The following is a 22,466-nucleotide window of genomic DNA, read 5'->3' on the forward strand; positions in this document are numbered from 1 at the left end:
CTCTGTGCCGCCGAGGAGCGCAGCGTTTCGCGGACAAGGGCTCGCAGCTGTTTGAGCGAAGCGAGTTCTGCGAGACCCCGCGAAACGCGAGCACCGCAGGGGAGCCCGAAGGGCCGGCATAGTGGGGCCGACCGCGCCGTGCCGCGTACCGGGTGCTCCCCAAACGAAACCAGAGAAGGAGCCCAATAAATGCTGACAGTCAAAAACATCCACCAGTACTACGGCGGCTCCCACATCCTCAGAGACGTGAGCTTCGAAGCCAAACTAGGCAAAGTCACAGTACTGCTGGGCCGCAACGGCGTAGGCAAGACAACACTGCTGAAATCGTTGATGGGCCTGGTCCCCATCAAGAGCGGCAGCATCGAGCTCGAGGGCAAGCCGATCCAGAAGTCGACGCCTTACGACCGCGCCAGAGCCGGCATCGGCTTCGTCCCCCAAGGCCGTGAGATCTTCGCCAGGCTCACCGTCGAGGAAAACCTGCGCATGGGCCTGGCCTACAAGAGCGGCAGCACGCCCATCCCTTCGGAGCTGTACGAGCTGTTCCCCGTGCTCAAGCAGATGATCAACCGAAGAGGCGGCGACCTCTCCGGCGGGCAGCAGCAGCAGTTGGCCATCGCGCGTGCGCTGGCGCCGAAGCCGCGGCTGCTGATCCTCGACGAGCCCACCGAAGGCATCCAGCCCAGCATCATCAAGGACATCGGCCGCGTCATCCGCATGCTGGCCGACCGCGGCGACATGGCCATCGTGCTGTGCGAGCAGTACTACGACTTTGCCCAGGAACTGGCGGACGACTACCTCGTGATGGAGCGCGGCGAAGTCATTGCGCGCGGCCTCGGCAAGGACATGGAAGCGCAGGGCGTTCGCCAGCTGGTGGCCATCTGAGCCGCTTGGCCGGGCTTGCGTCGCCAAGCCGGTACCGGGTTCCTGGCAACTCCGTATCGGCAGAAATTCAGGGTTTACCCTAAAATCCGGCTTCTGCCCGCGGCCGCCGGGCACCTTCCCAGGAGCCTGGCCTTGAACGCCTCCCCACCCGCGCTGGACAGCGCGGACACCGACATTTCCGTTTCTTCCCCTTCCCCTGCCGCACCCGTCAACTTCCTGCGCGCGGTGCTCGCGCTCGGCGTCGGCGGCTTCGCCATCGGCACCGGCGAGTTCGTCATCATGGGCCTGCTGCCCGAAGTGGCGAACGACATCGGCGTGAGCATTCCGCAGGCCGGCCACGTCATCAGCGCCTATGCGCTGGGCGTGGTCATCGGCGCACCGGTGCTCGCGGTGCTGGCCGCGGGATGGCGCCGCCGCGCGCTGCTGATCGCGCTCATGGCCGTGTTCGCCGCGGGCAACTTCGCCAGCGCCGCGGCCCCCACCTACCTGCTGCTGAACCTGCTGCGCTTTGCCACCGGCCTGCCGCACGGCACCTACTTCGGCGTGGCCGCGCTCGTGGCCGCCACCCTCGCACCGCCGGGGCGCCGCGCGCGGGCCGTGGGGCTCGTCATGCTGGGGCTCACCGGCGCCACGCTGGTCGGCGTACCCATCGCCGCCTGGCTGGGCCAGGTCTTCGGCTGGCGCGCGGCCTTCGTGTTCGTCGGCGTCATCGCGCTGGTGGCCATCGTGCTGCTGCGCCGCGACATTCCCGACCTGGCACCGCCGGCCGGCGCCAGCCCCTGGCGCGAGCTCGGTGCGCTCAAGCGCAAGCAGGTGTGGTTCACGCTGGGCATCGGCGCCATCGGCTTCGGCGGCATGTTCGCGGTGTTCAGCTACATCAAGCCCACGCTCATCGAAGTGGCCGGCCTGCCGCTGGGCGGCGTGCCCTTCGTGCTGGCGCTGTTCGGCCTGGGCATGGTCATGGGCAACCTCGTGGGCGCGCGCCTGGCCGACAAGTCGCTGATGCGCACCATCGGCGGCCTGCTGGTCTACGCGGCGGTGGTGCTTGCGCTGTTCACCTTTGCGGCGCACAACGTCTACACCGCGGCCTTCAACGTGTTCCTCATCGGCACCACCGTGGCCATCGGCCCGGCGCTGCAGATCCGCCTGATGGACGTGGCCGGCGACGCGCAGACGCTCGCCGCGGCGCTCAACCACTCGGCCTTCAACATGGCCAATGCGCTCGGTGCCTGGCTCGGCGGCGTGGCCATTGCCTCGGGCCTGGGCTGGACCTCGACCGGCTGGGTCGGCGCCTTGCTGGCGCTGGCGGGCATGGGCGTGTTCGGCTGGGCGGTGACGAGTGCACGCGCCGATGCGCGGCAGCCCGCGGCCATCGCCTGCTGAGCCTTGGTGGAAGCGCCCGCTCGGGGAGCGCATTGCATTGCAGCGCCAGTCCGTGACAGGCTTGGTTGACAGCAGCGAGCGAAGCGAACGACAGTGCCGGGGATGATCTTCTCCACCTTGGCGCGCCAATGAACACATGGCCGCTCTCGCGCCGGCGCCTGCTGTGCGGCGGTCTGGCCGCCGCATCGCTGGGCCACCCCTTCCAGCGGCTGCAAGCGCAACCTGCTTCACGCGAGTTGTTCACGCTGGGCGTGGCTTCGGGCGCGCCGCGTGCCGACGGCTTCGTGCTGTGGACGCGGCTGGCGCCCGATCCGCTGCAGGGCGGCGGCATGGGCGATGTGCCTGTCGAGGTGCGCTGGGAGGTCGCGCACGACGAGACCTTCAGGCGCATCGTGGCGAAGGGCACCGCCACGGCAGCGGCCGAACTCGCGCACGCCGTGCATGTCGAGGTGCAGGGCCTCTTGCCGGGCCGGCCGTACTGGTACCGCTTCACGGCCGCCGGTGCGCGCAGCCCGGTCGGCCGCACGCGCACCGCGCCGGCCGACGCCGACGAATCGGCGCAGGCCGTGCGCTTCGCCGTCGCCTCCTGCCAGCACTACGAGCAGGGCTTCTACGCCGCCTACCGCGACATGGCCGCGCAGCCGTTGGACTTTGTCGTTCACCTGGGCGACTACATCTACGAGAGTTCGCGCGGCGCGGACCGCGTGCGCCAGCACCAGGGCGGCATCCCGACGCAGCTGGCGGGTTTTCGCGAGCGCTACGCGCTCTACAAGACCGACCCGCACCTGCAGGCCGCGCACGCCGCCTGCCCCTGGCTGGTGACCTGGGACGATCACGAGGTGGCCAACGACTACACCAACGACGTGTCGCCGCGCACCCCCGATGCCGCGCGGTTCCTGGCCATTCGCGCCGCGGCCTACCAGGCCTGGTACGAGCACATGCCCGTGCCCGCGAGCATGCGTCCGCGCGGCGCCGACGCGACCATCCACGGGCGCCACCGCTTCGGCCGCATGCTCGACCTGCTGCTGACCGACGGGCGCCAGTACCGCTCGCACCATGCCTGCCTTTCGCGCCGCAGCGCCTCGCCGCTGGCCGACTGCGCCGAGCGCTTCGCGCCCGAGCGCAGCCTGTTCGGCGCGGCGCAGGAGGCCTGGCTGGCGCGCGAGCTCTCGGCGCCGCCCGCACGCTGGACCGTCATCGCGCAGCCCACGCTGCTGGCCGAGGCCGACCGCAAGCGCGGGGCGGAACATGGCTACTGGATGGACGGCTGGGACGGCTACGCCGCGGCCCGCGCGCGCCTGCTCGACGGCATCGCAGCCAACAAGGCGAACGGCGGCAACACGCTGGTGGTCAGCGGCGACGTGCATGCCTTCTGGGCGGCCGACCTGCGGCGCGATGCGCAGGAGCCGGCCATCGCGACCGAGTTCGTCGGCGGCGCCATCACGTCCGAAGGCCCGAGCGCCGCGAGCGTGGCGAACATGCTCGCCAAGAACCCGCACCTGCGCTACGGCCGCGCCGACAGGCGCGGCTACGCGCTCATGACGCTCGATGCGCGCGGCTGCGCGGTCGAGTTCCGTGCGGTGGACGACGAGAAGCTGGCCGACTCGGGCGTGCAGGCCATGGCCCGCTTCAGCGTGGAGCGCGGCGCGCCAGGCGTGCATGCCGAGACGGCCTGAAACCCGCGCCGCCTGCAGGATCGCGCGGCCGTGTCTATGATGGCCGCCGCCCTTTCCCTCACTCTTGCAGAGCGAAAACACCATGAGCATTCCCACCACCCGTCTCGGCCGCACGGGCCTCACCGTGTCGCGCCTGGCCCTCGGCACCATGACCTTCGGCCTGCAGACCGACGAGACGGTGTCGCACCAGATCCTCGACAAGGCGGCCGAAGGCGGTATCAACTTCCTCGACACCGCCGACGTGTACCCGCTGGGCGGCACGGTGGAGACCACCGGCCGCACCGAGGAAATCATCGGCCGCTGGCTGCAGAAGCAGGGCCCCGCGGGGCGCCGCCGCTTCGTCGTCGCCACCAAGGCGGTCGGCAAGGTCGGCCCGAACAGCTGGGACCAGGGCGCGTCGCGCAAGCATTTGCTGGACGCCATCGACGCCTCGCTCAAGCGGCTGCAGACCGACCACGTCGACCTGTACCAGCTGCACAGCGACGACCGCGAGACGCCGCTCGAAGAGAGCCTGGAGGCGCTGGACATCATCGTGAAATCGGGGCGTGCGCGCTACATCGGCGTGTCGAACTTCCTGGCGTACCGGCTGGCGCGCGCGCTGGGCAAGGCCGAGCTGCACAAGCTCACGCGCTACGTGTCGGTGCAGCCGCGCTACAGCCTGCTGTTCCGCGAGATCGAGCGCGAATTGCTGCCGCTGGTGGGCGAAGAGGGCTTGGGCGTGATTCCCTACAACCCGCTGGCCGGTGGGTTGCTGACCGGCAAGTACAAGCCCGGTGCGAAGCCCGAGGAGAACACCCGCTTCACGCTCGGCACCGCCGGCAACATGTACCAGGACCGGTACTGGAACGAGCGCAGCTTCAACACCGTGACGCAGCTGCACAAGCTGGCGGACGAAGCCGGCGTGCCGCTGGCGACGCTGGCGGTGGCGTGGGTGATGGCGAATCCGCTGATCACCGCGCCGTTGCTCGGGGCGAGCCGGCCGAATCAGCTGGACGCGACCCTGGCCGCGGCTGAATACAAGCTGGACCCGGCGTTGAAGCAGAAGCTGGACGACCTGACCGCCGAGTACCGCAAGGGCGACGCGCCCCGCTGATCTCGGGTGTTCCTCCTTCCCCCTTTGGGGGAAGGCCGGGTTGGGGGCAAGCGGCCTCCGCGTGGACGCTGCGCTTATGCAGACGCCGCCGTGCCCCCACCCCAACCCTCCCCCGGAAGGGGAGGGAGGCAATCCGTCTTGCTCCTTCCCCCTTTGGGGGAAGGCTGGGATGGGGGCAAGCGGCCTTCGAAAAGGCGCTGCGTTGTTGCGAGCGCCGCCGTGCCCCCACCCCAACCCTCCCCCAGCGGGGGAGGGAGCAAAAGCCACAACCGGAAACTGTCAGAACTGTCAGTTGACCGACAGCGAGCGGTTCGATGCAGGTACCTAGAGTGCCTTCATCATGGATTCTTCCGCCGCAATTCCCCCATCGCGCAAGGCCTTCGCGCCGTCCGCCATCGCGCTGGCCGCCTTGCTCCTCGCAGGCTGCGCCGTCGGCCCCGACTACGTTCGCCCGCAGATGGACGTGCCGGTCGCCTACAAGGAAACCGGCGGCCCCTGGAAAACCGCCGCCCCGCAGACCATCGACGCCGCCCACCCCTGGTGGGATGCCTACGGCGACAGCACGCTCGGCGACCTGATCGTGCGGGCCAATGCGGCCAACCAGAACATCCGCGTCGCCGAGGCCCAGTACCGCGAGGCGCAGGCCATCACCGCCGCGGCGCGCGCCAGTTTCTTTCCGACCGTCGGCCTGAACGCCGGCGCGAGCCGCGCGCAGACCAACAGCACCGGCACCGTCAAGCTCGGCACCACCGACACCCTGGGCCTGGGCGCAAGCTGGGAGCCCGACATCTGGGGTGCCGTGCGCCGCTCGGTCGAGGCCGGCAGTGCCAGCGAACAGGCCAGCGCCGACGACCTGGCCGGCGCGCGCCTGAGCATCCAGACCACGCTCGCGCAAGACTACCTGCAGGTGCGCGTGATCGACCTGCAGCGCGACCTGTACGCCAGCACCACCGCCGCCTATGCCAAGGCGCTCGAGCTCACGCAGCATCAGTACGCCGCCGGCACCGTGCTGCGCTCCGACGTGGCGCTCGCGGAAAGCCAGCTCAAGACCGCGCAGGCCCAGGCCGTGGACCTCGAGGCCCAGCGCGCGCAGCTCGAACATGCCATCGCGGTGCTCACCGGGCAGGCGCCTTCGTCGTTCTCGCTGGCGCGGCTCGAATCGCCGGCGCAGCCGCCGACGGCCGAGTCGCTGTCTTCTTCCGCCGCGCTGCGCGTGCAGTTGCCGGTCACGCCCACGGGGCTGCCGTCGGATCTGCTCGAACGCCGCCCCGACATCGCCGGCGCCGAGCGCCGTGTGCAGGCCGCCAACGCCAACATCGGCGTGGCCAAGGCCGCGTACTTTCCGCAGATCGTGCTCAGTGCGAGCGGCGGCTTCAGCGCGGCCAGCATGGCCACGCTCTTCAACACGCCCAGCCGCGTGTGGTCGCTGGGCGCCGCGCTGGCGCAGACGGTGTTCGACGGCGGCCTGCGCAAGGCGCACAGCGACCAGGCCGTGGCCGCCTACGACGCGTCCGTCGCGCAATACAAGCAGACCGTGCTCGGCGGCTTCCAGCAGGTGGAAGACAACCTGGCCACGCTGCGCGTGCTCGACAGCGAATCCGCCCTGCAGGCCGACGCCGTGCGCGCCGCGCAACTCGCCGAGCGCCTGGCGCTGAGCCAGTACCGCGCGGGCACCGCCACCTACCTCAGCGTGGTGACCGCGCAGACGCTCTCGCTCACCAACCAGCGCACCGCCGCGCAGGTGCTGGGCCGCCAGCTGGCCGCCAGCGTGTCGCTGATCGCGGCCACGGGCGGCGGCTGGAACGCCGCCGACACAGCCGCCGCCGCCACGACCGCGGCCGCATCCAAGACTTCCGGGAACTGACGCCATGACGACCACCGCAACGCATCCCCTTCTTCAGCGCCGCTCCACCTGGCTCGCCGCCACGCTCGTGGTGCTATTGGGCGGCGGCGCGTGGGCGCTCGCGCCCCATGCGGCCCACGCCGCCAAGCCCGACGCGCCCAAGACGCCGCCGGTGCAGGTGACCACCGCGCGTGTCGCCTCGCAGAGCGTGCAGGTCTACCGCTCGGGCATCGGCACGGTCGCCTCCATGGCCACCGTGACCGTGAAGGCGCGCATCGACGGCCAGCTCGACAAGGTCGGCTTCGTCGAAGGGCAGGACGTGAAGGCCGGCCAGCTGCTCGCGCAGCTCGACCCGCGCACGCTGCAGGCACAGCTCGCGCAGGCGCAGGCCACCAAGGCCAAGGACAGCGCCCAGCTCGCCAACGCGCGCGCCGACCTCCAGCGCTACACCACGCTGCTGGGGCAGGACGCCGCCACGCAGCAGCAGGTCGATACCCAGAAGGCGCTGGTCAACCAGCTGCAGGCGACGGTGCAGAACGACGCCGCGCAGGTGCAGTACGCCGAGGTGCAACTGAGCTTCACGCGCATCGCGGCGCCCATGAACGGGCGTGTGGGTGCGCGGCTGGTGGACCCGGGCAACATCGTCCACGCGACCGACGCCAACGGCCTGGTCGTCATCAACCAGATCGATCCCATCGCCGTGCAGTTCACGCTGCCCGAAGACGCGGTGCAGGACATCAACCGCGTGCAGCAGCAAAGCAACCAGCCGCTCGCGGTGGTGGCCTACGACCGCAGCGGCGCGCAGATGCTGGGCACCGGCAAGCTGATACTGCTGAACAACCAGATCGACACCACCAGCGGCACCGTGCAGCTCAAGGGCAGCTTCGCCAACCCGCAGCACACGCTGTGGCCCGGCCAGTACGTCAACGTGCGGCTGCAGCTCGACCGCCGGGCCGACTCGCTCACCGTGCCCGCGGCCGCCATCCAGCGCGGCCAGGACAACACCTACGTCTGGGTGGTCGATGCCGAGAACAAGGCCGAGAACGTGCCCGTGCACGTGGTGCAGATCGCCGACGGCACGGCCGTGATCGACAAGGGCCTCGCGGCCGGCCAGCGCGTGGTGACCGACGGGCAGTACAAGCTCAAGCCCGGCGTGAGCACGGTCGAGCCGCCACCCGCCGCGAAGAATGCGAACGGCAAGACGCCAGTCGCCGGGAGCGGCAATTGAGCATTTCCGCCGCCTTCATCAAGCGCCCCATCGGCACCACGCTGCTGGCACTGGCCATCCTGCTGGTCGGTGCGGCGGTGTTCCCGCTGCTGCCGGTGGCCCCGCTGCCGCAGGTCGACTTTCCGACCATCCAGGTGTCGGCCAACCTGCCGGGCGCCAGCCCGGAGACCATGGCGTCGAACGTGGCGCAGCCGCTGGAGCGGCAGTTCTCGCTCATTGCGGGCCTGTCGCAGATGACCTCGACCAGCGGCCTGGGCTCCACGCAGATCACGCTGCAGTTCGACCTGGACCGCAGCATCGACGCCGCCGCGCTCGACGTGCAGGCCGCCATCAATGCATCGACCGGCCAGTTGCCCGCCAACCTGCCGAGCCCGCCGACCTTCCGCAAGGTGAACCCGGCCGACTCGCCCATCCTCATCCTTTCGGTGCAGTCCAAGACGCTGCCGCTGACCGAGGTGAACGACTACGCCGACAACATCCTGGCGCAGCAGATCTCGCAGATCTCCGGCGTGGGCCTGGTCAACATCGGCGGCGTGCAGAAGCCGGCCGTGCGCATCCAGGTCGACCCGGCCAAGCTCGCCGCGCTGGGCCTGAGCCTGGAAGACGTGCGCACGGTGCTCGCGTCGGCCACCGTCAACGCGCCCAAGGGCACCATCGACGGGCCCAACCAGAGCTTCACCGTCTACACCAACGACCAGCTGCTGAAGGCGCAGCCGTGGAACGACGTGGTGCTGGCCTACCGCAACGGCGCGCCCATTCGCGTGCGCGACCTGGGCGTGGCGGTGGACGGCCCCGAGAACGCCAAGATCGCCGGCTGGGCCTACGCCGGCGCCGCCGCGCCCGAGGGCAGCACCGTGCAGAACGGCCGCTCCATCGTGCTGGCCATCACCAAGCAGCCGGGCGCCAACGTGATCGAGACGGTGGACCGCATCAACGCGGCGCTGCCGCGGCTGAAGGCCTCGATTCCGCCGACCGTGGAGGTCAACGCCATCATCGACCGCACGCAGACCATCCGCGCGTCGGTGAAGGACGTGGAGTTCACGCTGCTGCTGACCATCGCGCTGGTGGTGGCGGTGATCTTCGTGTTCCTGCGCAACGTGCCCGCCACGCTCATTCCCAGCGTGACGGTGCCGCTCGCGCTGCTGGGCACGGTGGCCGTCATGTACCTGCTGGGCTACAGCCTGGACAACCTCTCGCTCATGGCGCTGACCATCGCGGTGGGCTTCGTCGTGGACGACGCCATCGTGATGCTGGAGAACATCTACCGCTACGTGGAAGAGGGCATGACGGCCATGGAGGCCGCGTACAAGGGGGCGAGCGAAATCGGCTTCACCATCATCTCGATCTCGGTGTCGCTCATCGCGGTGTTCATTCCGCTGCTGCTCATGGGCGGCATCGTGGGGCGGCTGTTCCGCGAGTTCGCCGTCACGGTCACGCTGACCATCGTGGTGAGCGTGGTGATCTCTCTCACGCTCACGCCCATGCTGTGCTCGCGCTTCCTGAAGAACGAGCATGGGCGCCGGCACGGGCGGCTCTACCAGCTGTTCGAGCGCGGCTTCGACGCCCTGCTCAACGGCTACAAGCGCGGGCTGCACGTGGTGCTCGACCACCAGTTCCTCACGCTCATGGTGTTCATCGCCACGGTGGCGGCCACGGGCTTGCTGTTCGTGATCATCCCCAAGGGCTTCTTCCCACAGCAGGACACCGGCTTCATCTCGGGCTTTGCCGAGTCGGCGCAGGACGCGTCCTTCGCTTCCATGAACGCCCGCATGCTGGCGCTGGCCGACGTGGTGCGCAAGGACCCCGACGTGACCGGCTTCGGCATGAACGGCAGCTCGTCCACCTACAACACCGGCAACTTCTTCATCAGCCTGAAGCCGAAGGACGAAGGCCGCACGGCCACGGCCGACGAGATCATCACGCGGCTGCGTCCGCAGCTGGCCAAGGTGCAGGGCGTGAACCTGTTCCTGCAGGCGGGGCAGGACATCCGCGTGGGCGGGCGCTCGTCGCGCACGCAGTACCAGTACACGGTGACCGACGCCAACCTCGACGAGCTCAACACCTGGGCGCCGCAGCTGCTTGCGCGCTTCAAGCAGTTGCCCGAGATCACCGACCTGGCGTCCGACCAGCAGAACGCCGCCGCGTCGGCCGTGCTCACCATCGACCGCGACCGTGCCGCCAGCTTCGGCATCACGCCCGCCACCATCGACGCCACGCTGTACGACGCCATCGGCCAGCGCCAGGTGGCGCAGTACTTCACGCAGCTCAACAGCTACCACGTGGTGCTGGAAGTGACGCCCGCGCTGCAGCAGGACCCGGCGCTGTTCAGCAAGCTGTACCTCAACTCGCCGCTCACCGGCCAGCAGGTGCCGCTGTCGACCTTCGTGAAGGTGGACACCAGCAAGACGGCCTACCTGTCGATCAGCCACCAGGGGCAGTTTCCGGCCGTGACCATCTCGTTCAACCTGGCGCCGGGCCATGCGCTGGGCGACGCGGTGGACGCCATCAACAAGGCGCAGGCCGACATGGGGCTGCCGCAGTCGCTCACCGGCTCGTTCCAGGGCACGGCGCAGGCGTTCCAGGACTCGCTGGCCTCGCAGCCCTACCTGATTGCCGCGGCGCTGGTGGCGGTGTACATCGTGCTGGGCCTGCTGTACGAGAGCTACATCCATCCACTGACCATTCTGTCGACGCTGCCCTCGGCCGGCGTGGGCGCGCTGCTGATCCTGATGGCGGGGGGCTACGACCTGAGCGTGATCGCGCTGATCGGCATCATCCTGCTGATCGGCATCGTGAAGAAGAACGGCATCATGATGATCGACTTCGCGCTCAAGGCCGAGCGCGAGCAGGGCATGTCGCCGCACGACGCCATCTACCAGGCCTGCCTGCTGCGCTTCCGCCCGATCATGATGACCACCATGTGCGCGCTGCTCTCGGGCCTGCCGCTGATGCTGGGCCACGGCTCGGGCTCCGAGCTGCGCCGGCCGCTGGGCTACGCGATGGTGGGCGGGCTGATACTCTCGCAGGCACTCACCCTGTTCACGACCCCGGTGGTCTACCTGTACCTCGACCGCGCCCACTACTGGTACCTGAGCCGCAAGGAAGCGCGCAAGGCCCGCAAGGCCGCCCGGGCCGGCGAGGCCCCGCCGGTGGCCGAAGCGCACGGCTAGATGCCGGCAGGGACGGAGAGAGACAGGAGCACAAGAAATATGAAGATCCTGATTGTCGAAGACGAGCTCAGAACCGCGGACTACCTCTCCAAGGGGTTGACCGAGCAGGGCTGCACGGTCGACACGGCGCACAACGGCATCGACGGCCAGCACCTGGCGCTCACGCACGACTACGACGTGATCGTGCTCGACGTGATGCTGCCCGGGCAGGACGGCTTCTCGGTGCTGCGCGGGCTGCGCGCCGTGAAGCAGACGCCGGTCATCATGCTCACCGCGCGCGACCGCGTGGAAGACCGCATCAAGGGCCTGCACGAGGGCGCGGACGACTACCTCGTCAAGCCCTTCTCGTTCCTGGAGCTGCTTGCGCGCCTGCAGGCGCTGAACCGGCGCGGCCGCAAGCAGGAGCCGATGCAGCTGCGCATGGCCGACCTGCAGGTCGACCTGCTCGCGCGCAAGGCCTTCAGAGGCAGCACCCGCATCGACCTCACGGCCAAGGAGTTCGCGCTGCTGGCCGTGCTGGCAAGGCGGCAGGGCGAAATATTGTCGAAGACCGCCATCGCCGAGCTGGTGTGGGACATGAACTTCGACAGCAACACCAACGTGGTCGAGGTGGCCATCAAGCGGCTGCGCGACAAGATCGACGTGCCCTTCGGCACCAAGCTGCTGCACACCATCCGCGGCATGGGCTATGTGATGGAGGTGCGCGACGGTGGCGAAGGGGAGGGTGCCGCCCTGTGAAGCGCTCCATCACGGCGCGCCTGGTCCTGATGTTCGCGGCGGTGGCGCTGGCCACCTTCGCGCTCACCGGCGCCGCGCTGCACGGCGTGCTGGCACGCGAGCTCGACCGCCACCAGTACGACGAGCTCAAGATCGGGCTCAAGAACATGCAGTACTCCATCGACCGCGTGGGCACCGTCGACCGCTGGGCCCGCGTGCAGGCCAAGATGGACACGCTCACGCCCGAGGACGGCAGCGTGCGCTTCTGGGTGCTGTGCGACGACCCGCGCTTCCAGTACGGCAAGGGCCTGGCCGAGATCGAGCGCATGAGCCACGACGCCGACGGCCGCGGCAGCATCCTGTTGCCGGGCCGCGCGGAGCCGATGCACACTTTGTCGGTGCACATCGAGCCGTTGCTGGACCGCCCGGCCGTGCGCTTGATCGTCGGCAGCGACTCTGCTCCCTACACCCACACGCGGCATGCATTCCTTACCGCGCTGGTGGCACTCGGCCTGGGCGCCGTGCTGGTGGTGGCGCTGGCCGGCTACTGGATCGCCCGCGTCGGGCTGCAGCCGGTGAAGCAGCTCTCGCGCGAGGCCCAGGCTTTGCGGCCCAAGACCTTGTCCCAGCGGTTGCAGTCCGGGGCGCTGCCGGTGGAGCTGTCGGCGCTGGCCGAAGCCTTCAACGGCGCGCTCGGCCGGCTCGAAGAAGCCTACGGCCAGCTCGAGTCGTTCAATGCCGACGTGGCGCACGAGCTGCGCACGCCGCTGGCCAACCTCATCGGCAGCACGCAGGTGGCGCTGTCGCGCCAGCGCAGCGCGGGCGAGTTCCAGGAGGTGCTGCAGGCCAACCTGGAAGACCTGGAGCGGGTGCGCTCCATCGTCAACGACATGCTGTTCCTTGCGCGCGCCGACCGCGGCGAGGTGGCCACCGGGCTGGTGCTCACGCCGGTGGCGCAGGAGGTGCGCAAGACCATCGAGTTCTTCGAGTTCGTGCTCGACGAGACCCGCACGCAGGTGGCCATCGAAGGCGACGTGCTGGCGCAGGCCCGGCTGGAAAGCGCGCTGTTCCGCCGTGCCATGTCCAACCTGCTGCAGAACGCCATCGAGCATTCGAAGCCGGGCGCGCAGATTGCCGTCACGCTGCGCGAGGAGGCCGCCTCGACCTGGATCACCGTGTCCAACCCCGGCGCGCCCATCGACGCGCAGCACCTGCAGCACCTGTTCGACCGCTTCTACCGGGTGGACGCCGCGCGCAACGACGGCGGCGGCGAGCACCATGGCCACGGCCTGGGGCTGGCCATCGTGAAGGCGGTGGCGAGCATGCATGGCGGGCAGGTCTTTGCGTCGAGCGAAGACGGGCTGAATACGTTCGGCTTCAGCGTATCGCGCGCCGCTTGAGAGAGCCGCTGTCCACAGCCGTCCGCCAATGGCCTGCCCCGGGTACGTTCTTGGGCCATGCCGGACAATCGCCGGTGGCATGAACCCCCCACCCATCCCGCGGCATCCCGCCGCACCCCCAGCACTTCCAGGACACCCGGCATGGCACAGCTGATGTCATTGCTCGTGCAGAACGCGATCCTTGTGGTGTTCGCCGTCAGCTTCGCCGCCCGCCTCGGACTGCCGGTGCCGGCCGCGGCGGTGCTGGTGCTCACCGGCGCGCTGCTGGCGGCGGGCGATGTGTCGGTGCCCGGCGTGGTGCTGGCCGCGGTGGTGGCCAACCTGCTGGGCGACGCGGCCTGGTTCTATGCGGGGCGGCGCTTCGGCTATCGCTTCATGCGCATGCTGTGCCGCATCTCGCTGTCGCCCGACACCTGCGTGCGGCGCGGCGAGTCGCTCATCACCGACTGGGGCGGCCTGTCGCTGGTGGCCGCCAAGTTCGTGCCGGGCGTGTCGGTGGTGGCCCCGCCCATGGCCGGGGCGCTGGGCATGTCGGTGCGGCGCTTCATCGGCTTCGACATCGGCGCCGCGTTGGTCTGGACGGGGCTCTTCCTCGGGCTGGGCTGGGTGTTTCGCAACCAGATCCAGGAGGTGCTGGCCGTGATGGCGCAGGCCGGCGGCATCGCCACCATCGCGCTGGCGGTGCTGCTGGTGATCGTTCTGGCGGTGCGCTACTGGCGCCGCCGCGCCTTCATGCGGCTCACCGGCATGCCGCGCATCTCGGTGGACGAGCTGCACGCGCTGCTCGAAGGCGAAACGCCGCCGCTGGTCATCGACGTGCGGGGCAAGGCCGGCACGCAGGTCGACCCGCGCCGCATCCCGGGCGCGCAGTCGTACACGCTCAAGGCGCTGCAGCAGCGCGGGCTCGACCTGTCGCATGCCGAGGGGCGCGACGTGGTGCTGTACTGCAACTGCCCCAACGAGGTGTCGGCCGCGCAGGCCGCCCGCGTGCTGCTGTCGCGTGGCGCCAGGCGGGCGCTGCCGCTCACGGGCGGGCTCGATGCCTGGGTGGCGTCGGGCCGGCCGACCAGCACGGACTGAGCGCCAACGCCCGCCGGCCTGCGCAAAGCGGTCGGCCGTGCTAAGGTGCCCCGGCCCGGGTTAACCCTTGGCCACCCCTCTTTCTCCCGATATTTTCCGACACCCGCCAGCCAGCGAGGCCCTTCGTGCCACTTCCCGACGCCCCCCTTCCCACTGCCGCGCAGAGCGCCCGCGCCGATGCGTCGGACAGGGCCAATGCGCAAGCCCAGGCCCATCACGCGCCCGGTCTCAGCCCGGCCCTCACGCTGGTCTTCGCCATCGCCTGCGGCCTGTGCGTGGCCAACATCTACTACGCCCAGCCGCTGATCGGCCCCATCTCCGAGACGCTGCAGCTGCATGCCGGCCTGGCCGGGCTGATCATGACGCTCACGCAGCTCGGCTACGGCGCCGGCCTGCTGCTGCTGGTGCCACTGGCGGACGTGGTGGAGAACCGCCGGCTCATCGTCGGGGCGCTGTTCGGCGCGGTCATCGGGCTGGTGGGCATTGCGCTGTCGGACTCGGCCGTGACCTTTCTTGCAGCCTCGTTCCTCGTGGGCACGTGCGCCGTGGCGGCGCAGGTGCTGCTGCCCTTCGCCTCGCACCTCGCGCCCGAGTCCTCGCGCGGCAAGGTGGTCGGCAACATCATGGCCGGGCTGCTGGGCGGCATCATGCTGGCGCGGCCTTTCGCCAGCCTGGTGGCGTCGGCACTCGGCTGGCGTGCGGTGTTCTGGCTGTCGGCGGCGCTGATGGCCGTGCTCATTGCCGTGCTGTGGCGCGCGCTGCCCGAGCGCCGGCCGCATGCGTCGGTCGGCTATGCGCGCACCATGGCCTCGCTGCCCGGCATCGTGTGGAACACGCCGCTGCTGCGCCGCCGCGGCTTCTACCAGGGAATGATGTTCTCCGGCTTCCAGGTCTTCTGGACGGCCGTGCCGCTGGCGCTGGTGCACGAGTTCGGCATGGGCCAGCGCGGCATTGCGCTGTTCGCGCTGGCCGGTGCGGCCGGTGCCTTGCTCGCGCCCGTGGCGGGCCGGCTGGCCGACCGCGGGCTCACGCGCCCGGCCACCGGCTGGGCCATCGTGGTCGCGCTGCTGTCGTTCGTGCTGGGCGCGGTGTCCATGCACTTCCATTCGCTGGCCGGGCTGGTGGTGGCGGGCATCCTGCTCGACGGCGCGGTGCAGCTGTGCCAGGTGCTGAACTTCCGCAGCCTGTTCATGCTGGCGCCGGAGCTGCGCGGTCGGCTCAACGGCCTGTTCATGACCTTCATCTTCATCTGCGCGGCGGTGGCCTCGGGCATTGCGGCGGCCGTGTATGCCTTCCATGGGTGGACCGGGCTGTGCCTGCTGGGCGGCGGGTACGTGACGCTGGCGCTGCTGTACTACGCGACCGAGTTCCGCAGCCAGCCTGCGGCCGTCGCCGTGGGCCGATAGCCGGGGTCCACGCCTATGCTGCAGTCAGCGGGCAGCCCGCCGGCCTTTTCGCGGCACATCCAGGTCACCCAGCTCGACGGGGTGCGCATCTGGCCGACCCTGCTGGTCTGCGCGCTCTACACCGTGCTGATCTGCGCGGCCACGGCATGGGTCATCGACATGGAGGCGACCGGCTGGCACATCGCGCTCGGCATGGTGGCCTGGCTGGCGCTCTTCGCGCTGTGGCTGGTGGGCCTGGTGTTCGTGGTGCGCGCATGGATCTGGGTCGAAACGCACTGGCTGCGAGCGGGTGAGCGCAAGCCGGAGCCGTTCAACGCGAGCACCCAGGTCGAGGTCGGCGAAGACGGCCTCCGCGTGCAGGGCCTGGGCTGCATCGCCTGGATCGACGTGCTGGCCCTCGAGGGCATTCCCGACAGCGACAACTACCTGATCGTGCACACCCGGCCGTTCAGGAAGCTGATGCTCACGGCGCCCGTCGACGAGCTGGCCCCGGCCATCCACCACCACCTCGAACGCGCAAGCAGCGCGCAGGCAACGCCCAAGGCGGCGTTGAAGGGAGCACGCACCGCCGCCCTGCAAACCCGTGCCATGGTGTTCTGCTGGCGGTGCTTTCTTGCCTGGGTCTGGGCGGGATACGCGCTGGCCGGCGCCGCGGGCATCGCGTTGCTGCTGAACGCCTCCGACGCCGGTTTCCTGAAGACCGTGGTGGGGCTGTGCGTGCTCATGCCGTTGATCGCGTGGCTGGTGTGGGCCGTTCCTTTCTCGCGCATCAGCACCTTCTCGCATTCGCGGGTGCGTGCCTTCGAGCTCGATGGCACGCGCCTGTTCAGCATCGACGGCGAATGGCAGGCCGACTTGCTGCAGGCCCGCGTCAGCCATCGCCATGTGAGCGGACTCGGCTACGAGTTCAGCTTCCTCTGCGTTCGGCCGAAGGACGGCAAGCGACGAGACCTGCTGCTGCAGGGCGGCGCGGATCAAGAGGCGCTGCTGGACGCCCTGGTCGAGCGGGGCGCGCTGCCGCAGGCGAACGCCGGGCGCTGACCGGCCCGTGGCCGTGGCCACGCCCCGGTGGTAGCCTTGCCCCCCGATGAACCTCCGCTCCAAGATCGTCGCGCTGGCCGTGGCCCCGCTGCTCGTCGCGCTGGTGCTGGTGGCCCTGGCGGTGCGCCACCAGGAACACGACCTGGCGCAGCGCGAGCGGGCTCTCATCGAGCGCAGCTACATGGCCCAGCGCCGCAGCGAGTTGCGCAGCTACGTCGACCTGGCCGTGAGCAACCTGCTGCCGCTGTACGAATCGGGCCAGGACGACGAGGCCACCCGCAACGAGGCGCTGCGCCGGCTGGCCGCGCTGAACTACGGCGACGACGGCTACTTCTTCGTGTACGACCTGGAGGGCAACTCCCTCATGCACTCGCGCCAGCCCGAGCTGGTGGGCCAGAACCTCTGGGACATGCGCGATTCGCACGGCCGCTTCACCATCCAGGACCTGATCAAGGGCGCCAAGGACAACGGCGGCGGCTACGTCGAGTACGAATGGCGCAAGCCCTCCAGCGCGCAGATGGCGCCCAAGCTCGGCTACGTCACCGCCATGCCGCGCTGGAACTGGATGGTCGGCACCGGCCTGTACCTGGACGACATCCAGTCGACCATGGACACGCTGGACCGGCAGATGAACGCCAACGTCACCGCCACGCTGCTGTGGATTGCCGGCATCGCCGCGCTGTGCCTGGGCACCGTGAGCGCCGCCGGGCTGCTGCTGAACCTCAGCGAGCAGCGCACGGCCGAGGCCAAGCTGCGCCTGCTCGCGCGCCGCGTGGTGCAGTCGCAGGAAGAAGAGCGCGGCCACCTCGCGCGCGAGCTGCACGACGGCACCAGCCAGACGCTGGTGTCGGCCAAGCTGCTGATCGAGTCGGCCGTGGAGCAGCTCGACAGCCAGCGCCAGGGCACGCCGCCTGCGCTGGGCAAGGCGCTGCAGCGGCTGAACGACTCGCTCATCGAGGTGCGCCGCATCTCGCACCGCCTGCGCCCCGCCTTGCTCGACACGCTGGGCCTGCCTGCCGCGCTGGAGCGGCTGGTCGACGAGTTCCGCGAAGAGGGTGCCGTCGATGCGTCGATGATGATCGGCGGCGAAGCCTTCGAGCTGCAGCCCGAAGTGAAGACCGCGCTCTTTCGCCTGACGCAGGAGGCGCTGACCAACGTGCGCAAGCACGCGCAGGCGCAGCACGTGAACATCGAGCTGAACTTCGACGAGGAAGAGGGCGTGCGGCTCGAGGTGAGCGATGACGGAACCGGCTTCGACATCGACGCCGTGCAGCTCGACCCGCGCCGCGGCATCGGCCTGCGCAACATGCGCGAGCGCATGGAGGCCATCGGCGGCAGGCTCGTGGTGCGCTCCAACGACGGGCGCACCGCCATCGAGGCCGAGGTGCCGGTGCGCAATGCGCGGGCCGAGGCGGCGGTGCCCGCATGACGAACAGCGTTCGCCTCTTTCTGGTCGACGACCACCCGCTGGTGCGCGACGGCCTGCGCGCGCGGCTGGGCTCCATGCCCAACCTGGAGATCGTCGGCGAGGCCAGCAACGCGGCCGAGGCGCTTGCGCAGATCGACAGCGTGCAGCCCGACCTGATGCTGATGGACGTCGGCATGAAGGACATGAACGGCATCGACCTTGCTGCGCTGCTGCTGCAACGCCGGCCCGCCACGCACATCGTGATGCTCAGCATGTACGACAACCCCGAGTACGTGCAGAAGGCCTTGCAGGTGGGCGCGCGCGGCTATGTGCTGAAAGACGCGCCGGCGGCGGAGATCGTCGCCGCGATCGAGGCCGTGTCGGCGGGCGGTACCTTCCTGAGCCCGGCCGTGTCGAAGAAGCTGTTTCGCACGCAGGCGCCGCGGCCCCTGCTCACGCCGCGCGAGAGCCAGATTCTTTCGGCGCTGGGGCGAGGGGAGTCGAGCAAGCAGATCGCGCGCGACCTGTCGTTGAGCGTGCGCACGGTGGAGGCGCACCGCCAGAGCATCAAGCGGCGGCTGGGCATCGAGGGGCAGGCGGAACTCATCAAGTACGCGGTGGAGCATGCGCGGGAGTTCGGGCAGGGCGGTTGATTCGGCCGCGTGGCGACGTGTATTGCCGCTGCTGCGCGTTGATTGCCCGCGTATTTCGAATATCAAGAGTCAGACGCGAGAGCCTTGAGCATGACCACACCTGTTGTTCCTGAAATTGTCGTCGGGCTGGCGCTGGACGCTGCTGCAGACGGCGGCAGACAACGCCCCTTGAATGAAGGTGAATACCGCGGCGTCTTTCTTGTCGGCGAGCAAGGCTTCTCGATTCGATTCTTCGTGGCCCTGCCATTCGACGCAGGCACGCCGCAGAGATTCGGTATTCAGTTTCTGTCCCCGAAAGAGGCGTTGCCGCATTTCGCAGTGGGCACGTCCTTCTCGATGTGGGAGGGACGGGTTGTCGGACATGGCCGCGTGCTGGAGGTCCTGGCGACATGAGGCCCGGCGCCGAAGCGGGGCACTTGCGCCAAACCCTGTCTGGCGCGCTCGCCTCACGCCTTGCCGATGCGCAAAGACGGCAGCAGGCACAACGCCGCACAGGTCGCACCGGCCCCCACGAGAAAGGCCGTTGATATCCCGAACCACTGCGTCGCAAGACCGACCGCCGGCCCGGTCACGCCCAGCGCGATGTCGGCGAAGGCGATGAAGTTGCCCACCGCACGGCCGCGTTGTTCAGGCGGAACGGACTGGGTCGCGATGACGCCCATCGCCGGGAACACGAGCGAGAAGCCGAGCCCGGTCAATGTCGCTCCGAGCACGGCCATTGCCGGCGTGGGCGCGCACCAGATCAGCGCCTGCCCCACGGCCTCGAAGGCCAATGAACCCACGGCGACTTTCGTTGCGCCGAAGCGGTCCGGCAGCCCCGACCCGACCAGCCGCACGAAGACATAGGCGGCACCGAAACCCAGCAGCGCCGTGCCGGCATGCGGCCAGCCGTGCGCCGCGTAGTCGAGCGTCAGGAAGGCCGCCATCGCGGCATAGGGAACCGTCGCGAGTGCCAGCACCAGGCCCGGTCGCCAGATGAGGCCGAGCACACGATGGAAGGCCACTCGCTGGCCACCGGCGGCGGGAACAGCCGGCAGGCGCAAGGCGATCGTCCAGGCCAGCATTGGCGTCAGTACCGCAAGAGCGCCGACACCGGCAAAGCCGTAGCGCGCTTGCACGGCCAGGCCCAGCGGTGCGCCAAGCCCGAGTGCGGCGTAGATCGCAATGCCTGCCCACGACATGACCTTGCCGGTGTGCGCGGCGCCCATGCGCGCGATGCCCCAACTCATCAGGCCGGTCAGGAACAGGCTCTCGCCGAAGCCCGCCACCAGCCGTCCGAGCAGCAGCACGGCCAGTTTGGCAACGGGGTCGATGGGCAGCACGCTCGACAGGGCATACGCCAGGCCCGAGCAGGCGGTCAGTGGAAGCCCGAGGAGCACTGCAGCGCGCGGCCCGCGCTGGTCGCAGAGGGTGCCCGCCTGATGGCGGGTCAGCAAGGTGGCCAGCGACTGCGCGCCGATGACCCAGCCCACGGTGAGTGCGCCGAATCCGAGGTGATCGCGCACCTCGAGTGCCAGCGCGGCCAGCGGAACACTGATTGCAAGAAAGCCCAGGAACACCGCGAGCACCACGGGCACGAGGCCGGTGAAAGCTGAGGGGGTCCCGAGCGGGCGAACGGATACGGGTGAGAAAAGTGATGTCATGCCAATGCGCGTCTTTATGGATCGAGATATTCCCCACTGGGATCCTCTCGACAAAGGACGCGTTGGATGACGGTAACGCTTACGGCAGCACCATTGCGGGCTGCGGCGGCGACTATAAACGCGGCGCTGCGCGATCGTCAATACGCCTGGAACGGATGCATCGATATGTCTCGAACGCCTACACGAACAGAGGACACCCGGCCCTGGCAAGGTGATCCGGGCTTCGATCACGATGTTTCAATTTCGAAGCCCCTGCGAATCCGAATCTCCCCGGCAGGGCGTTTAAAGTTCGTCCCCCCGTAGCGATTTGGCGCTACGTACTTTTCCCCATCGTTTCACTCACTGAAAAAGGAACCCCTCGTTTTGAACAAGACCGAACTCATCGCCGCCATTTCCACCGACACCAACCTCAGCAAGGTCGATGCCGCCCGCGCTCTGGACTCCGCCCTCGACAACCTGTCGCGCGCCCTGGCCGGTGGCGACACGGTGCAACTGATCGGCTTCGGCGCCTTCTCGGTGGCCGCACGCCCCGAGCGCACGGGCCGCAACCCGTCGACCGGCGAGCCGATGACCATCAAGGCCAGCAAGGCGCCCAAGTTCACCGCCGGCAAGGCGCTGAAGGACGCGGTCAACGCTGCGCCTGCTGCGTAAATCGCACCCTCGTGTGCATGACGCCCTTTGGCGGCCCCGGTGCAGCGGCACCGGCCGCAAAGGGCGTTTCGTTTTCAGGAAGGCGGGTCTGGTGGGCGTTCCGCGATAGAGTTCGCGAACGCCCACCAGACCCGCCTTCCGCCATGCAAGACGCACTCCGGCCCACGTCATCTTTTCGCATGCTGCAGCAGTGGCTGCCCAGGCTGTTGCCCATTGCGGCTTGCGTCCTCATCGTCGGCTGCGCCGGCCCCACGGGCCCGAGGCCGCGCCAGGGGCAGCCGCCCGTCGTCACAGGCATTCCATTGACGGACGAACAATCGAACAGCATCGCGATTCATGCGCTCGGGCTTGTAGGCACGCCGTACCGTTACGGCGGCAACACGCCCGACGGCGGCTTCGATTGCAGCGGGCTCATCGGCTACGTGTACCTCAACAGCGTGGGGCAATCGCCGCCGCGCACGGTGGCGCGCATGTCCGCCTTCGGGCATCCGGTGGACATGTCGCAGTTGCGCACCGGCGACCTGGTGCTCTTCGGTTCTTCCACGCCCTCGCACGCGGGCATCTACGTGGGCGGTGGGCGCTTCGTGCATGCGCCGTCGACCGGCGGCGAAGTGCGGCTCGACAGGCTCGACGGGGTCTACTGGTCGCGGCAGCCGCAGCAGGCGCGGCGGCCCGGCGCGTGAGGGCTTCGCTCGCCGCCGTGGGCGTTGGCTGCCGTGCGGCCGGCTGCGTCTTCAGTCTTCCAGATCGCGCTGCTTTCTTCGGCGCCACGCGATCCGTTCGTCGATAGAGCGTGGCGGCTTGCATGCCGGTCGCGCGGCGGATGCCGTGTTGCGTGCCAAGGGCTGCCAGTCGCTGGTGTGCTCCGCCTGCGACAGACTGAACCACTCCGCCCCGCAATGGCTGCATGAAGCGACCAGCACGTCGCGCCCGCCATGCCGCCCGAGCAAGGTCTGCTCGCCGAGCGCGGGTGTGCCGCAGCACGACCAGAGCAGCGTCATGTCGGGCCGTGCCTGCGCCTGCCGGGCCCAGGCCGCCGCGCGATACCAGAGCGTTGCGTTCAACGCCATGTCACACCTTGGTGGTGCGCCGGCCCGAACCATCGAGCTTGCGAACCCGTACCAGCGTTTCAGCCGAAATGACCCACACGGCCGCGATGACGGCCAACCAGACGATGTCCATTGCTCACTCG

At 69.2% G+C, this 22,466-nt stretch carries 19 protein-coding genes; 17 read left to right on the forward strand and 2 right to left on the reverse strand.

Translation table 11 applies throughout. The features are described 5' to 3' along the window. Nucleotides 1-189: 189 nt before the first annotated feature. The 15 genes from urtE (at nt 190) to AC0IYU_RS15990 (ending at nt 19,373) form a co-directional block, all read left to right on the forward strand. Nucleotides 190-882: an urea ABC transporter ATP-binding subunit UrtE gene (gene urtE / locus AC0IYU_RS15920; RefSeq protein WP_472118641.1), complete on the forward strand. Its 693-nt coding sequence runs from the start codon at nt 190-192 to the stop codon at nt 880-882. A 132-nt stretch (nt 883-1,014) separates the two neighbouring features. Continuing rightward, complete coding sequence (locus tag AC0IYU_RS15925) at nt 1,015-2,265, forward strand: MFS transporter (RefSeq protein ID WP_472118644.1); 1,251 nt, start codon at nt 1,015-1,017, stop codon at nt 2,263-2,265. 128 nt (nt 2,266-2,393) lie between these two features. Further along, on the forward strand, nt 2,394-3,941 hold the full coding sequence (locus AC0IYU_RS15930) for an alkaline phosphatase D family protein (RefSeq protein ID WP_472118647.1): 1,548 nt from the start codon (nt 2,394-2,396) through the stop codon (nt 3,939-3,941). 82 nt (nt 3,942-4,023) lie between these two features. Continuing rightward, nucleotides 4,024-5,034 carry an aldo/keto reductase gene (locus tag AC0IYU_RS15935; RefSeq protein WP_472118650.1) on the forward strand — a complete coding sequence of 337 codons (1,011 nt, stop codon included), beginning with the start codon at nt 4,024-4,026 and terminating at the stop codon, nt 5,032-5,034. A 340-nt stretch (nt 5,035-5,374) separates the two neighbouring features. After that, a complete protein-coding gene (locus AC0IYU_RS15940) occupies nt 5,375-6,898 on the forward strand; it encodes an efflux transporter outer membrane subunit (RefSeq protein WP_472118653.1) in 1,524 nt (507 codons plus the stop codon). Nucleotides 6,899-6,902: 4 nt separating this feature from the next. Then, a complete protein-coding gene (locus tag AC0IYU_RS15945) occupies nt 6,903-8,105 on the forward strand; it encodes an efflux RND transporter periplasmic adaptor subunit (protein ID WP_472118656.1) in 1,203 nt (400 codons plus the stop codon). Then, a complete protein-coding gene (locus AC0IYU_RS15950; RefSeq protein ID WP_472118659.1) occupies nt 8,102-11,275 on the forward strand; it encodes an efflux RND transporter permease subunit in 3,174 nt (1,057 codons plus the stop codon). The genes AC0IYU_RS15945 and AC0IYU_RS15950 overlap by 4 nt, the downstream gene beginning before the upstream one ends. A gap of 39 nt (nt 11,276-11,314) precedes the next feature. Continuing rightward, nucleotides 11,315-12,013 (forward strand): heavy metal response regulator transcription factor, encoded by a 699-nt coding sequence (locus tag AC0IYU_RS15955; RefSeq protein ID WP_472118661.1) that lies wholly within the window; start codon nt 11,315-11,317, stop codon nt 12,011-12,013. Beyond that, nucleotides 12,010-13,392, forward strand: a complete 1,383-nt coding sequence (locus AC0IYU_RS15960) for a heavy metal sensor histidine kinase (protein WP_435484603.1) — start codon at nt 12,010-12,012, stop codon at nt 13,390-13,392. The genes AC0IYU_RS15955 and AC0IYU_RS15960 overlap by 4 nt, the downstream gene beginning before the upstream one ends. A gap of 141 nt (nt 13,393-13,533) precedes the next feature. Beyond that, a complete protein-coding gene (locus AC0IYU_RS15965) occupies nt 13,534-14,472 on the forward strand; it encodes a VTT domain-containing protein (protein WP_472118663.1) in 939 nt (312 codons plus the stop codon). Between the two features lie 125 nt (nt 14,473-14,597). Then, nucleotides 14,598-15,878 carry an MFS transporter gene (locus AC0IYU_RS15970; RefSeq protein WP_472118666.1) on the forward strand — a complete coding sequence of 427 codons (1,281 nt, stop codon included), beginning with the start codon at nt 14,598-14,600 and terminating at the stop codon, nt 15,876-15,878. 15 nt (nt 15,879-15,893) lie between these two features. Further along, complete coding sequence (locus tag AC0IYU_RS15975; protein WP_472118669.1) at nt 15,894-16,919, forward strand: hypothetical protein; 1,026 nt, start codon at nt 15,894-15,896, stop codon at nt 16,917-16,919. 46 nt (nt 16,920-16,965) lie between these two features. Next, on the forward strand, nt 16,966-18,348 hold the full coding sequence (locus AC0IYU_RS15980) for a cache domain-containing protein (RefSeq protein ID WP_472118672.1): 1,383 nt from the start codon (nt 16,966-16,968) through the stop codon (nt 18,346-18,348). Then, nucleotides 18,345-18,980 carry a response regulator gene (locus tag AC0IYU_RS15985; protein WP_472118675.1) on the forward strand — a complete coding sequence of 212 codons (636 nt, stop codon included), beginning with the start codon at nt 18,345-18,347 and terminating at the stop codon, nt 18,978-18,980. The genes AC0IYU_RS15980 and AC0IYU_RS15985 overlap by 4 nt, the downstream gene beginning before the upstream one ends. Nucleotides 18,981-19,070: 90 nt before the next feature. Next, nucleotides 19,071-19,373 (forward strand): hypothetical protein, encoded by a 303-nt coding sequence (locus AC0IYU_RS15990; RefSeq protein ID WP_472118678.1) that lies wholly within the window; start codon nt 19,071-19,073, stop codon nt 19,371-19,373. Nucleotides 19,374-19,426: 53 nt separating this feature from the next. On the opposite strand, the gene AC0IYU_RS15995 is transcribed toward AC0IYU_RS15990, so the two are convergent. Further along, nucleotides 19,427-20,623 carry an MFS transporter gene (locus tag AC0IYU_RS15995; RefSeq protein ID WP_472118680.1) on the reverse strand — a complete coding sequence of 399 codons (1,197 nt, stop codon included), beginning with the start codon at nt 20,621-20,623 and terminating at the stop codon, nt 19,427-19,429. 363 nt (nt 20,624-20,986) lie between these two features. Between AC0IYU_RS15995 and AC0IYU_RS16000 the strand changes: the two genes are divergently transcribed. Both AC0IYU_RS16000 and AC0IYU_RS16005 read left to right on the forward strand, forming a co-directional pair. Beyond that, a complete protein-coding gene (locus AC0IYU_RS16000) occupies nt 20,987-21,274 on the forward strand; it encodes an HU family DNA-binding protein (RefSeq protein WP_435436261.1) in 288 nt (95 codons plus the stop codon). Nucleotides 21,275-21,417: 143 nt separating this feature from the next. Then, the gene (locus AC0IYU_RS16005; RefSeq protein ID WP_472118683.1) at nt 21,418-21,957 is read left to right on the forward strand and encodes a C40 family peptidase; all 540 of its coding nucleotides are present in this window, start codon (nt 21,418-21,420) and stop codon (nt 21,955-21,957) included. Nucleotides 21,958-22,008: 51 nt separating this feature from the next. Here AC0IYU_RS16005 and AC0IYU_RS16010 read toward each other — a convergent pair whose 3' ends face one another. Then, on the reverse strand, nt 22,009-22,344 hold the full coding sequence (locus AC0IYU_RS16010; RefSeq protein WP_472118686.1) for a hypothetical protein: 336 nt from the start codon (nt 22,342-22,344) through the stop codon (nt 22,009-22,011). Nucleotides 22,345-22,466 lie beyond the last annotated feature (122 nt).

It is taken from the genome of Variovorax sp. AC103, assembly GCF_979254005.1.